The 13,330-nt window shown below is 60.1% G+C and carries 13 protein-coding genes; 11 read left to right on the top strand and 2 right to left on the bottom strand.

Going from position 1 to position 13,330, the window contains the following annotated elements; genetic code table 11:
• Nucleotides 1-221: 221 nt before the first annotated feature.
• Entirely contained in the window at nucleotides 222-1,010 is a 789-nt protein-coding gene (locus QP909_RS07395; RefSeq protein ID WP_284766738.1) for a hypothetical protein, read from the bottom strand.
• A gap of 247 nt (nucleotides 1,011-1,257) precedes the next feature.
• On the opposite strand from QP909_RS07395, the gene QP909_RS07390 reads away from it, so the two are divergent.
• From QP909_RS07390 to QP909_RS07350, 9 genes are all read left to right on the top strand, one after another.
• Nucleotides 1,258-1,611, top strand: a complete 354-nt coding sequence (locus QP909_RS07390) for a DUF4259 domain-containing protein (RefSeq protein WP_179387511.1) — start codon at nucleotides 1,258-1,260, stop codon at nucleotides 1,609-1,611.
• An 81-nt stretch (nucleotides 1,612-1,692) separates the two neighbouring features.
• Entirely contained in the window at nucleotides 1,693-2,307 is a 615-nt protein-coding gene (locus QP909_RS07385; RefSeq protein ID WP_239193477.1) for a dTMP kinase, read from the top strand.
• Nucleotides 2,308-2,310: 3 nt separating this feature from the next.
• Nucleotides 2,311-3,003 carry an MtrAB system response regulator MtrA gene (gene mtrA, locus QP909_RS07380; RefSeq protein WP_284766737.1) on the top strand — a complete coding sequence of 231 codons (693 nt, stop codon included), beginning with the start codon at nucleotides 2,311-2,313 and terminating at the stop codon, nucleotides 3,001-3,003.
• A 68-nt stretch (nucleotides 3,004-3,071) separates the two neighbouring features.
• Nucleotides 3,072-4,850, top strand: a complete 1,779-nt coding sequence (gene mtrB, locus QP909_RS07375; RefSeq protein WP_350309220.1) for an MtrAB system histidine kinase MtrB — start codon at nucleotides 3,072-3,074, stop codon at nucleotides 4,848-4,850.
• Nucleotides 4,851-4,852: 2 nt separating this feature from the next.
• Complete coding sequence (lpqB, locus tag QP909_RS07370) at nucleotides 4,853-6,586, top strand: MtrAB system accessory lipoprotein LpqB (RefSeq protein WP_284766736.1); 1,734 nt, start codon at nucleotides 4,853-4,855, stop codon at nucleotides 6,584-6,586.
• 141 nt (nucleotides 6,587-6,727) lie between these two features.
• On the top strand, nucleotides 6,728-7,249 hold the full coding sequence (locus QP909_RS07365) for a ComF family protein (protein ID WP_284766735.1): 522 nt from the start codon (nucleotides 6,728-6,730) through the stop codon (nucleotides 7,247-7,249).
• Between the two features lie 144 nt (nucleotides 7,250-7,393).
• Nucleotides 7,394-8,038, top strand: coding sequence for a ribosome hibernation-promoting factor, HPF/YfiA family (gene hpf / locus QP909_RS07360; protein WP_284766734.1), 645 nt, complete (start codon nucleotides 7,394-7,396; stop codon nucleotides 8,036-8,038).
• Between the two features lie 223 nt (nucleotides 8,039-8,261).
• The gene (secA, locus tag QP909_RS07355) at nucleotides 8,262-10,847 is read left to right on the top strand and encodes a preprotein translocase subunit SecA (RefSeq protein ID WP_284766733.1); all 2,586 of its coding nucleotides are present in this window, start codon (nucleotides 8,262-8,264) and stop codon (nucleotides 10,845-10,847) included.
• A 141-nt stretch (nucleotides 10,848-10,988) separates the two neighbouring features.
• Nucleotides 10,989-11,807 (top strand): hypothetical protein, encoded by an 819-nt coding sequence (locus QP909_RS07350; RefSeq protein WP_284766732.1) that lies wholly within the window; start codon nucleotides 10,989-10,991, stop codon nucleotides 11,805-11,807.
• Between the two features lie 22 nt (nucleotides 11,808-11,829).
• Here the strand turns inward: QP909_RS07350 and QP909_RS07345 are convergent, their stop codons facing one another.
• Nucleotides 11,830-12,237 (bottom strand): hypothetical protein, encoded by a 408-nt coding sequence (locus tag QP909_RS07345; RefSeq protein ID WP_284766731.1) that lies wholly within the window; start codon nucleotides 12,235-12,237, stop codon nucleotides 11,830-11,832.
• A 152-nt stretch (nucleotides 12,238-12,389) separates the two neighbouring features.
• On the opposite strand from QP909_RS07345, the gene QP909_RS07340 reads away from it, so the two are divergent.
• Nucleotides 12,390-12,800: an HAD-IA family hydrolase gene (locus QP909_RS07340; RefSeq protein WP_239278750.1), complete on the top strand. Its 411-nt coding sequence runs from the start codon at nucleotides 12,390-12,392 to the stop codon at nucleotides 12,798-12,800.
• Entirely contained in the window at nucleotides 12,800-13,315 is a 516-nt protein-coding gene (locus QP909_RS07335) for a DUF6912 family protein (RefSeq protein ID WP_448341378.1), read from the top strand. The genes QP909_RS07340 and QP909_RS07335 overlap by 1 nt, the downstream gene beginning before the upstream one ends.
• The last annotated feature ends 15 nt before the right edge of the window (nucleotides 13,316-13,330 follow it).

Below are 13,330 nucleotides of genomic sequence, written 5' to 3'. Positions count from 1 at the left end.
GCACGCTTCGCCTCCGTCCTCCGGCTTCAGGCGAAGCGTGCTTTTCAGCCTTCATTACGGCCGCGTTGCGGCCTGCTCTGCCCAATTCTTGGCGCATATTGTGGCTGCGTTGTAATGACCGCATTCCAGCGCATACAAAACAAGCACGTTTCCCCGATTCTGACTTCAGATTCGAGGAAACGTGCTTGTTTTGTTCGTCTACGCCGAGAACAGGCTCCGAATTAGCGCGTAGGCGCCGCTTCCCTCGGAGCCTGCTGGGCCGTGGCCGGTGCCTGCTTAGTTGGCACCAAGTCGGTAGGCTCCTGGTTCTGATCGGTGGAAGGTCGCTTCGCAGCGGCATGGCCGGTGAGCTTCTCTTCCTCTGCCTTTTCGACCGTGTGGTGCTCCGTGCCAGCTGGTTCCTGGGCTGGGGCGTCGGTAATCTTGCCCGCATCTTCATGCACGGAAGGCTCCTCAGGCGAAGGCTGTGGAGTGGACGGGCCAGTGGTGGCCGGCGGGGTGGTGCCGCCCTGGTTGTTCTGCGGGGCGCCAGTAGGCTGCGAGCCGTTCTGGTTGCTCGGGTAATCAGGCGTCAGACGCTGATTGCCCTGGCCGGTGCCCTGACCACCCTGGGTGGCGGTATTGCCCTGCGAGGTGGTGCCCTGCGGGGAGATGTTTTCTGGACGGTAGACCTTGGTGGGCTGGGTTGCTGCCTGTGGGCGCACTACCGCATTAGGGGCGAGAAACGGATCGTTGTTGTGCGGCTGCTGGTGCTTCGAATCGCCAGACGAAGCGGTGGAACTCGTAGCGTGCGTGGAGTGCTGCTTTGAAGGGGAACGGTCCGTGGAAGAAGTGGTGGTCTCCTCGGCCGCGGTGTGGGTCGGGGAGACGGAGGTGGTCGCGGACTGATCCGCGGCGTTGGAATAGTTAGCGCTCGGCGAGCTCATGCGCCAGACGGCGACTCCGACGACGGCCGCGGCGATCAGTCCGGCCACAATGAACACGTAGACGCGGCGCGAATCTGGCTTCATCGTGGCTGTCCTTTCTATGAGGTGGGCGGCTTCAGCCCAAGGAGGAGGGCGATACAGCGCCCCGGTAACAAGTTGGTAACGAGACTATCATGTTTGGGAAACATTGCGACGGCGTCGCAATTCTGTGATAAGTAAACAAAAAGGCAGTTCGCGGGTGTAGAAGGCCATGCAAACCTTTTCATCGTCTGCTTTCTTTCACTAAGAAAGCGTGTATAAATGGCGCTGAAAGCACCGAAGGAGTCAAAAAGTGAGTACTTGGGACGAAAATATTTTCAGCACGGACCTCAACGTCGATTTCTTGGATGAAATGGCAAACCTCGATGAAGAAGGGGTAATTCGCGCCGTCGAGGATGCCTGCGAGGTCGCACACAGCAAGCCAAAACTCAGCGAAGAAGAGGAGCAGAATGCTCAAGCGGCGGCCACCATTGCTGCCATTTGGGCTGGTGCGCCCTTTAGCGCGGGCGAAGTAGTCGAAGACTACCCCTATATTAGGGAACTGGTGGGCTCTGGCAGCGAGACCCTGACGGAAAATGCCCTCGAGGTGCTTGAAAACGTCGAGGAAGAATATGACCTCGAGCCATTCATTGAGGCCCTGTCCTAAGCCGAACCTGCTGCCCGCGGCAGCGGCCGCGCGAGAGCGGCCCCGCGGGTGAAATAACAGAAGGGAAGATAGCCCACACCTATGCTGATCAGCATCGAAGGCATCGACGGTGCCGGTAAAAATACGTTGGTCTCCGCACTTAAGGAGTCGTTGGACCGGCCCGTAGAGGTTATTGCCTTTCCGCGCTATGCAGACTCGATTCACGCGCAGCTAGCGCAGAAGGCACTCTATGGAAAGATGGGCGACCTCACGGATTCGGCTTATGCCATGGCGACGCTATTCGCGTTGGATCGCTATGGCGTAAAGGACCAGCTGCAGCGCGCCAAGGAATCCGACACTGTGGTGCTACTGGATCGTTACGTGGCTTCCAATGCCGCGTATTCGGCGGCGCGGCTCGAAGACGATGCGGTGATGGAGTGGGTACACGATCTGGAATTTGGCACCCTCGGCCTGCCGCAGGCGGACCTGCAGGTGTATTTGGATACGGCGGTAGAGGTGGCGTCGGAAAGAGCGCAGGCACGAGCCCAAGCAGACGCCAGCCGGGAACGCGACCGCTACGAACGCGATGGTGGGTTGCAAGAACGCACCGCCGCAGCCTACCGGCGCTTGGCAGATGCGGGCTGGGGCGGACGCTGGATCGCCACCGCCGATGCGGATACTATTATTTCAGCGATAAAAGACCTTGTAGGAGAATAGAACGTGGCGCCCAAGATTTTGGTTGTCGATGACGATCCGGCTATCTCAGAGATGCTGACCATTGTGCTCGAGTCCGAAGGACTCAAGCCCATTCCGGTCATGGACGGCAATGACGCTGTTCCTGCCTTTGAGCAGCACGAGCCGGACCTCATCCTGCTGGACCTCATGCTTCCGGGCATGAATGGCGTAGATATTTGCCGTGCCATCCGCCGCGAATCCTCCGTGCCCATCGTTATGCTGACAGCCAAGACCGATACGGTTGATGTGGTGCTCGGCCTTGAATCCGGCGCGGATGATTACATCACCAAGCCATTCAAGCCCAAGGAGCTCATCGCCCGCATCCGTGCGCGCCTGCGCCGGACCGACTCTGCGGAAGCTGAAATCCTGGAGGTTGCGGACCTTGTCATCGACGTGCCGGAACATACCGTGCGCCGCACCGATGGCACCGAGCTGAACCTGACCCCGCTGGAGTTTGACCTGCTGCTGGAAATGGCGCGCCGCCCCGGCCAAGTGCATACGCGTGAATCGCTGCTGGAATCCGTGTGGGGCTATCGCAATGCTTCTGATACCCGCCTGGTTAACGTGCACGTCCAGCGCCTGCGTGCCAAGATCGAGCACGATCCGGAAGACCCGCAGATTGTGCTGACCGTGCGCGGCGTGGGGTATAAGACCGGCAAGGTCGGCGCCGGAGAGTAAGGACCATCGGCATCATAGAGCGTCTAAGGCGCATTCGAGACGCCTTCATTACAACGTGGCGCACCTCTTTGCAGGCGCGCGTCATTGGCATGATTTTGGTCGCCTCTTCGGTGGTCATGATCATCTTGGCCTACGCGCTAGTGTCCGTGCTTACCCAGCGCCTGGTCAGCCAGAAGGAGGACGTGGCTCAGCAGGAGCTGGAGCGCGCCCGCACGGCCGTGGAGCAGCAGATCGATGCCACCAGTTCTGCTAACTCCGTCCAGGTACGCATCAACTCTGCGCGTGCTGCGTTGGGCCAGCTCTCCGCCCAACAGGGCGATGCCCAGGCGGTCTATGAGCCAGTCATCGTGGTGGAAAATCAGGATGGCTCTGTTACCACTTCGCCCGAGGATTTCCCCGTGCCGGATCAGCTGCGAGAGATGGTGGATCAAGGCCAGATTGCGCAGCAGTATTTCCCAGCTCCGCGCGAAAATGGTGATCACTACAACGCCTTGCTGGTAGGCACGCCTACCGATACCGATATTCCCCATACGCAGGTCTACCTGGCGTTGTCCATGGAATCGGAAGAATCCACTATGGCGCTGATGCGCGGCCTGCTCTCGGCGGCTGGTGTAGTGGTCGTGGTGTTGCTGGTGGGCATTGCCTGGCTGGCTACCCAGCAGGTTATTACGCCAATTCGCTCGGCCTCGCGGATTGCACAGCGCTTGGCGGCGGGTCATTTGAAGGAGCGCATGGCCGTCGATAGCGATGATGAGATGGGTCGCTTGGCCGCGTCCTTCAATAACATGGCCGATAAGCTGTCCTCCCAAATTGCGCAGCTGGAGGAGTACGGCGATTTGCAGCGGCAGTTTACCTCTGACGTCTCCCATGAGCTGCGTACCCCATTGACCACCGTGCGCATGGCCGCGGACATGATTGAGGCCGAAAGCGATAGCCTGCCGCAAGGTGCCCAGCGCGCTTCCCGCCTGATGTCGAGCGAACTCGACCGCTTCGAGGAATTGCTCGCGGACTTGCTGGAGATTTCTCGCCACGATGCTGGTGTGGCGGATCTCTCCACGGCTGCCATTGATCTGCGCTCCTGTGTGGAGGCGGCTTACGGGCAGGTGGAGCATTTGGCCCGCGAGCTCGACGTGGAGGTCCAGCTCAACCTGCCGGAGGAGCGCATCGGAGTCGAGGCAGATTCCCGCCGCCTCGAGCGCATCTTGCGCAACCTTCTGGCCAATGCCATTGACCACTCGGAAGGCAATCCAGTGGCGGTAGACGTCGCAGCCACGGACACTGCGGTGGGTGTTACCGTTACGGACCATGGCGTGGGCTTAAAGCCTGGCCAGGAAGAGCTGGTATTCAACCGCTTCTGGCGTGCGGATTCCTCCCGCAAACGTCATTCCGGCGGCACCGGTTTGGGCCTGGCTATCGCCCGCGAGGATGCCGTCCTGCACGGCGGCACGCTAGATGCCACCGGCTATGAGGGCTTTGGGTCCCGCTTCCGCCTCATCATTCCGCGGACCCCGAATACCGAGGTGGGTGAGGCCCCCATCGCTGTGGAGATTCCCGGCGCACCCGTCTCCAGCACTGCGGATGGTAGTGAGCTGGCAGAACCCGATGCTGAAGCTCCAGAAGCACAGGACACCGGCGCCGCCGCGCCGGATGCAGGGCCTGCCGCTGCAACGCCGGCCATTTCATCGGGCATGAGCTCGCCGCACGTCGACAAGAGCGAAAAATGCACCGATGGCGAGACGGAGGGCGATGGCATCCTCTGGCCTTCGGAACGCGAGCTTAACCGCGGCGCGGCCGCCCCGGACAGGCGCGCCTATAAGGCTCCGGACTTTGAGGGTAGGAGGAAATAAGCGTGTTGAGAGCGAACTATCGCAAGACCGCGGTTGTCGGCACCGCAGCGGCCGTGCTGTTCGTCAGCGGTTGTTCCACGCTGCCGAATAACACCGGCCCGCAAGTAGTAGGTACCTACCAACAGCAAGAGGATGGCCCTGAGGAAGTCATTGCACCGCAACCCGGCGATGACCCGGACCTGACGCTGCGCGATTTCTACCAGGCTTCCGCCGTGCCGGGAAACGACCATGAGGTCGCGCGCGGCTTTCTGACCGATAACGCTCGCGAAGCCTGGGACGCCAGCGGCGATGTGATGGTAGTCGATAGCCTGGACATCGTTACCGCTCCCGCAAGTAAGCAAAGCTCGAGGGACAATGAGCGCGCTTTTACGGTGCGCGGCACCATCATCGGCCGCCTGAAATCCGGCGGTGCGTACGTGCCGGAAAATGAGGGTTACGAGGCCGTCATCTACATGAAAATGCAAGACGATAGGTGGCGCGTCGATGGTTTGCCGGCCGGAGTGGTAATGGAACGCAATGAAATGCGCAATCACTACACCCCGCAATCGCTGTACTTCTTTAAGCAGAGCAACGACGTGTTGGTACCAGATCGCCGCTGGCTATATAAGGGCGGCGAACAATCGGAGTCGACGCTCATTACGCTGCTGATGGAGGGACCTTCAGCCAGCATTGCGCCCGCTACTCGCCGCGCAGCGGGGGAGAATGTCACTTTCGCCGGCTATGACCGTGAACAGGGCTACCAATTCGAGGGCCTCGCTGATTTGGACACCAATGATCGCACGCTCTTTGCGGCCCAGTTGGTGTGGACGCTTACGGAAGCCGGCCATACCGGCCCCTTTAAGGTCAAAGCCGATGGTGGCGACTTGGTGGAGGGCATGGATAGCCTGAGCGTGGATGACTTCGCGGACTATAACCCGGAGGAAAGCAGCACCTCTTTGTCTAAGCTCTACGCCCTCAATGAGGGCAACCTGCTCGAGGTGGACGATGGTGTGGCCGAGCCCGTGAAATCCACGCTGGGCAGCAGCGGTGATGTGCAATCCGTAGATGTTGCCGATAGCGGCCTCGTAGCGGCAGTGCGCCGCAAATCCAATAATGACTTCTCGCTGCAGATTGGCGAGCTTGATGGCCAGCTGCAGGATTCGGTGGATGGCCCCACACTGGCACGGCCGACCTTTGAGTACAACGGGCAAGCCGCCTGGACCGTGGTCGATGGTGATCGCATCGTGCGCGTGGTGCGCTCCAAGACCACAGGCCGCATCTCCGAATCCGAGGTGGATGCCCGCAGCATCGATGACATCGAAGGCGAAATCTCCGTCATCCGCTTGTCCCATAGCGGTGCGCGCGTGGCCATGATTATTGATGGCCACGTGTATATCGCGGCCGTTGCCCAATCCAGCAGCGGCGATAAGCGGATCGTCAACGCCCGCGAGGTAGGCCCTGAAGTATCCGGTTCGGCCCTTTCGCTGGACTGGAATGCGGATGGCTCGCTTATCGTGGGTACCTCCTCGAGCCAGTCGCCCGTATGGCGCATCGAGCAGGATGGTTCCTCGGCCTCGACCATGCCTACCGGCAATATCACCGCCCCCGTGGTGGCCGTGGCAACCTCGCCTACCAAGCTCTTTATTACTGATTCGCACGCCATGCTGGAGCTTCCCTCCACCGTCATGGACGAAACCAACTGGCGCGAGGTCTCCGGCCTGCAGGGTCGGCGTTCTTCCCCTATCGTTTCTAATTAGCCGCCAGAGGGCCTGCGCGGCTGGGGAGAGGCAATTATGAGCTTGGGGGAGCTTATTTTTCCGCGCGCGTGCGCTGGGTGCGGCGCGCCGGGCGAGGTTTTGTGTCCTCGGTGCCGCGATCACTTGCGGCAGCCGCCCTACATGGTGGCGCGACCCCGGCCGCTGGGCGCGCCCGTCTATGCTCTCGGCTCCTATTCCGATATTCGACGCCGTATCATCATTGGCATGAAGGAGCGAGGCAATCGGCCGGTTCGCGAGTATGTGGGGGCCGTCTTCGCAGCCGGGCTGGCCCATTTGAGCGCCCGCGGCGATATCCCGCGCGAATTCACTCTCGTTCCCGCTCCTACTCGGCCGCGTTCGGCGCGGGCACGCGGGGGAGATCCGGTGTCCGCTGTGTGTCACGCCGCGGCGCAGCACCAGGGCGTGGGCGTGTGCGCGGCGCTTGCTATGGGCCAGTCCACCGCGGACCAGTCCGAGCTCAATGCCCAGGATAGGTGGGCAAACCTGCAGGGCCGAGTCCGCGTGCGCGTGCCCAGTGCTCAGTCACCTGCACTGCTTGCCGACGACGTCATTACCACCGGTGCCACCCTCGCCGCGAGCATCGCCGCCCTGCGGGCCGCGGGAGTAGAAGTCTGCGGGGCATTGGTCTTTGCGGATGCCTAGATAGGGGTGGTACCCACCCTCGAGGTAGGGGAGTTGCCTAAAAATCTCTCGCAAAGGTCATAACCAGTGCTATCATGAGGAGTGTCACAGAGAGATAGTTACTGTGATTAATTCTAGTCCCCACTACTCAAGGGAGGCATCTCAATGTCCCAGCCAAACAAAGCTCAGGTAACGATTACGGGCCGCAATGTCGAGGTCCCCGATCACTTCCAAGAGCGAGTCAATGACAAGCTGGCCAAGATTGAACGCCTTGACCCCACCCTGACCTTCTTCCATGTGGAGCTACAGCACGAACCAAACCCGCGCCGTGACTCCGAAGCGGAGCGCATCCAGATCACCGCTACCGGTAAGGGTCACATTGCCCGCGCTGAAGCCAAGGAAGATTCCTTCTACGCAGCGCTCGAAACCGCCTTGGGCAAGATGGAGCGCTCCCTGCGCAAGGTGAAGGTGCGCCGCGAAAACGTCAAGAGCGGTCACCGCGCGCAGAAGGGCACCGGTGAGATTGCCGCTGAAATGGTAGCTCAGGCCGAGGCTGAGCGTGCAAAGGAAGAGCGCTACGTTGACCCTTATGCTGAGACCGTTGAGGACATTCGGCCAGGCCAGATCGTCCGTACTAAGGAGCACCCGGCTACCCCGATGAGCGTGGATGATGCCTTGAGCGAGATGGAGCTGGTGGGCCACGACTTTTTCCTCTTTATTAATGAGGAAAACAATAAGCCGTCCGTGGTGTATCGCCGCCACGCCTACGACTACGGCATTATCTCCCTCTCGGAAGACGCCGAAGCTTAAAGAAGCTTCTACTTCTCTTAGTTAATGACCCTGCTGCGTGTATGCAGCGGGGTCGATTTTTTGGTTAGGGGAGGGGCGCCGGCAAGCAGGTTCCGGGGATATACAGGCTGAACGGAGGCTGTGTGCCTGCCTTATGTGCTAGGCGGGAGGTGCTTTGTGAAAGCGAGTGAGTACAATAGCGACGAGTTAACTTTATTGTCGCGACTAGAAGGACTAACTAACCGTGTTTGGACTTTCCAAGCTGCTGCGCGCGGGCGAGGGCCGTACGGTCAAGCGCCTGGGCAAAATGGCAGACGATGTAATTGCCCTTGAGGATAAGTACGCGGAGCTTTCGGACGACGAACTTAAGGCAAAGACCGACGAGTTTAAGACTCGCCTGCGAGACGGCGAAGAGATGAATGACATCTTGCTCGAGGCCTTTGCCACCGTCCGTGAGGCTGCCTGGCGCGTCCTCGATCAGAAGCACTACCGCGTGCAGATCATGGGCGGTGCGGCCCTGCATTTCGGCAACGTCGCCGAGATGCGAACCGGTGAGGGCAAGACCCTGACCTCGCTGCTGCCGGCCTACCTCAATGCCCTTGATGGCAAGGGTGTCCACATCGTCACCGTTAACGATTACTTGGCAAAGCGCGACGCCGAGATGATGGGCCGTGTCCACCGCTGGCTTGGCCTGTCCGTGGGCGTCATTCTGTCCGAGATGCGCCCACCAGAGCGCAAGGCTGCCTACGATTGCGACATTACCTACGGCACCAATAATGAGCTCGGCTTTGACTACCTGCGCGATAACATGGTCCGCTCCCTCAACGATGTGGTGCAGCGCGGCCACAACTTCTGCATCGTGGACGAGGTTGACTCGATTCTTATCGATGAAGCCCGTACCCCGCTCATCATCTCCGGTCCGGTAGATGGTTCCTCCCAGTTCTATGGCGTCTTCGCCCAGCTGGCCCCGCGCATGCGCGAGGGTATCCACTACGAGGTGGACCACAAGAAGCGCACCATCGGCGTGCTGGAAGAGGGCGTGGAATTCGTAGAGGATCAGCTCGGCATCGATAACCTGTACGCCCCCGAGCACTCCCAGCTGGTGTCTTACCTGAACAACGCCCTGAAGGCCAAGGAGCTGTTCACCCGCGACAAGGACTACATCGTTCGCAATGGCGAAGTCATGATCGTGGACGGTTTCACCGGCCGCGTGTTGGCCGGACGCCGCTACAACGAGGGCATGCACCAGGCCATTGAGGCCAAGGAGCAGGTGGAGATCAAGAACGAGAACCAGACTCTGGCTACCGTTACCCTGCAGAACTACTTCCGTCTGTACGAGAAGATCTCCGGAATGACCGGTACGGCAGAAACCGAGGCTGCCGAGCTGCACTCCATCTATGGCCTGGATGTGGTGCCGATTCCTACCAATAAGCCGAATCAGCGTGCTGATCACTCTGACCGCATCTACAAGACGCAGGAAGCTAAGTTCGCTGCCGTAGTGGACGATATTGCAGAGCACGTCGAGTCCGGCCAGCCAGTTCTGGTCGGTACCACCTCCGTGGAGCGTTCCGAGTACCTGTCCCAGCTGCTGTCTAAGCGCGGCATTAAGCACAACGTGCTCAACGCTAAGCACCACGAGGAAGAGGGTCAGATCATCGCCCGTGCGGGCCGTCCCGGCACCGTTACCGTGGCTACCAATATGGCCGGCCGTGGTACCGATATTGTGCTCGGTGGCAACCCTGAGGTCATCCTCGATGAGAAGCTGCGCGAGCGCGGCCTCGATCCATTCGAGGATGAAGAGAAGTACCAGGAAGCCTGGGAAGCAGAAATCGATTCCGAGAGGGAGCGCTCCAAGAGGCTTGGTGACCAGGTACGCGAGGCCGGTGGCCTCTACGTGCTGGGTACCGAGCGTCACGAGTCCCGCCGCATTGATAACCAGCTGCGTGGTCGTACCGGCCGCCAGGGTGACCCGGGTGAGACCCGCTTCTACCTGTCCATGCGCGATGAGCTGATGGTGCGCTTCGTGGGCCAGTCCATGGAAAACATGATGAACCGCCTCAACGTGCCGGACGATGTCCCCATCGAGGCCAAGATGGTCTCCAACTCCATCAAGGGCGCCCAGGCGCAGGTGGAGAACCAGAACTTTGAGATGCGTAAGAACGTCCTCAAGTACGACGAGGTGCTTAACGAGCAGCGCAAGGTGGTCTACGCTACCCGTCACGACATCCTTGATGCCGGCGATATTCAGGACAATATTCGCGGCATGATTGATGACACCGTGTCCGCTTATGTCGCCGGTGCTACTTCCACCGGCTACGTCGAGGACTGGGATCTAGACGCACTGTGGAATGCGCTGGATTCCCTCTACGGCCCCACCATTTCCCATGAGGAGCTGGTGGAAAGCTCCGAGTATGGTTCCCCAGGCGAGCTTTCTGCCGAGCAGCTTCGCGACGCCCTGGTGCAGGACGCCAATAATGAGTACGACAAGCTCGAAGAATCTGTGACCGCTATTGGCGGCGAACAGCAGATGCGCAATACCGAGCGCATGGTCATTCTGCCGATTATTGACCAGAAGTGGCGCGAGCACCTCTATGAGATGGACTACCTCAAGGAGGGCATTGGCCTGCGTGCGATGGCGCAGCGTGATCCGCTGGTGGAATACCAGAAGGAGGGCGGCGAGATGTTCAACGCCATGAACGATGGCGTGAAGGAAGAGACCGTCCGCCAGCTGTTTATGCTGCGCAAGCAGTTCAAGCAGCAGGAAGAGGAGCAGGCCGGCGAATCCGCTGCTACCGCTTCCGGCAACGGTGAGGGCACCGTAGAAGCCTAGGCCTCGGCGTCCTTCCTCCCAACCCCGCCTCGCCCCCGCTTGTGATAGTGGGAGCGGGGCGGGTTTCTTTTCAGGAAAAAATGAGTAGAATATAAGGAACCTGTCCATCCTGCTTATTTCCTGTGAGGAACTCCACTGACGATGCGCCGCCGCTCTTTGCGTCTCGGTATTACGACGCTCCTGTCTGCCACCTTGCTCGGTGGCGCCACGCCGGCCGTGGCCTATGAGGTGCAGCGTGATTCTGCCACCTCGTTGCGCATCATTTTGGATTCGGGCGAAAAAATTGAGCAGGATAACGCAGCTGCGGCCATCCTGGCCATTGCTACCCAGCGCAAGGAAGCATTGGTGGCCGATGGAATTTTGTCCCAGGATAAGGCGGACGCCGCCTTCGAGTACTACTTTGGCAAAGCCCGGCTCAATACCGCGCGCACCGATGGCAATATCTATTCCACGCCGCTGGACTTCCCGTGGGAGCCAGAGGAGCGGACGCAATCCCTAGACGGCAAGCAGTACACCGAAGCGGCCGTACTGGATTACCTCGACATGCTGGGCGCCAATTACGCCCAGGCGGTAATTCGCGCCGAGCTGGGTGAATTCACCAAGGATGTGCCGCAGGCCCCCGCCGGCAAAGCAGCGCCCTCTCCGCGTGCCCAGCTGCCGACCATCGGGGATACAGGCTCCGCGTTTCCAGATGAGTTTCCGGCCTATGCGGCGGCGCTGCGCGATATTGTCACCATCACCAAGCAGGTCAATGCGCCTCTGGAGCAGGCCGCCGCATCGCACCGTGATGCGGGAACCGTGCCCGCGGATGCGACGGCGAACGAGCATTCCGGTCTATCCGCCCTCGAAGGCGGCCTCCTGGCCACCGGTTTGGCGGCACTGACCAGCGCCGCCGGCTTCGGATGGTCCGCACTCGACTGGTCCGAGATCCTTGCTCACTTGGGCCAGTTCTTTTCCTAGGCGTTAAGCCCTGCCCGCAGGGCTAGAGCAAGCGGAACGACGTTAAACCGGTGGGGCTCGCCGAACCCGTAAATGCATGCTGTTGTTGGCCTATGTAGGCGGAGCCAAAGTACTCGCCATTGGGCCGCGCGTGCAGGCTAGTCAATTGCAGTCTGTCTGTGGCATAGGGGCTTGTGCGCCGCCGCACCCACGATCCAATGTGCAGGCGGATGGCATCGGAATAGCGCGCGGAATTGAGATGGGCTAGCGGGCGATAACCGGCGGCTACCTCGAGCGCAAAGACTACCCAGCCTTGGATGCGGTGTTGGGCGGCGACTTCCGCGGACGTCGGCAAGCGGCCATAGCGCACGCGGTGGGGCGCAATGAAGAGTTTGAGGTGCGAGTAGCCGGGGATGGGCTCGTACATGGTGGGGAAGTAATGCTCCTGCATAAGGACAGGAGGCGGACGCGTGATAATTGTCTCATGCCCGCCCCAACCCCGCCATTTCTGAGGGTTTCCTGAAAGGGGTGGGCGCGAATGCGCGCGCGGTTCGCTATACTCTCGGGGAGTTAAAGAGAATCGTAACCAAAGGATTTAAGTACATGCGTGGTCTAATCGTTGACTATGTCGGCGTCCTTGACGGCACCGAAGAAGACAACCGCCGCTGGAAGGCGCTGCTGGCCGCCGCCAAGGCAAATGGCGCAGCAACCGCCATCCTGTCCAATGACCCAGGCGGACCAGGCGCGGAGCACATCCGCGAGTGGGAGTACCGCGGAAATGTCGACGCAGTCGTTCTCTCCGGCGAGGTGGGGGCGGAAAAGCCAGAGGTTGCAGCCTTCCAAGCGGCAGCGGATGCCCTTGAGTTGCCGCTCAATGATTGTGTCATGGTTGATGATTCCATTCTCAACGTTCGCGCGGCCGTAGAGGCAGGCATGGTCGGCTTCTTGTACACGAGCTTCGACCGCGTGTCCGTAGAAATTCAGGCAGTCTTCGATATTGAAGGTGAGTTTTAGTGGCTAAAGCCCGCGTTTACATCCCTGCTACCTACGCCATGCTGGCGGAGCTGGAAGAAACCGGCTCCCTGTCCGCGCGCTCGGGTTGGGGCTTTATGGTAACCCCTGCGCTGCAGGAGTTTTATACCGAGGGTGATGAAGAAGAAATTGCCTACTCGGCTTTCCTTGAGGCTTCTATGGCCTCCATGCGCCTTTTGGCCATTGGCGATGAAGAGAAGTTCCCGCACCGCCGCGTGGTTATCTCGGTAGACCTGGATGATTCTGTCCTCACCCCGCGCCCGGATATGGGCGAGCCGGTGGTAGAGCTCAAGCCAGCGCAGATCAGTAAGGATGACCTAGCAGCCATCCACGTGGATATTGCGGAGTCCGAGGAAACCACCGCGAAAGCCATCGAGGCTATCGATACCGCAGACCTTGGCGATGAGGATGCGGAGCTGGCTGTAGGCGATGCACTAGATAAGTTCATGGCTTTTTATCACCCCACCGAGCTGCCGTTCCTCGTAGAACTGCTCTAATTTCTTAAGGAGACA

This window comes from Corynebacterium sp. MSK195 (assembly GCF_030228885.1).
Taxonomy (GTDB): domain Bacteria; phylum Actinomycetota; class Actinomycetes; order Mycobacteriales; family Mycobacteriaceae; genus Corynebacterium.
Note: the sequence above shows the minus strand (reverse complement) of the source record. Positions and strands in the feature narration are given on the sequence as shown.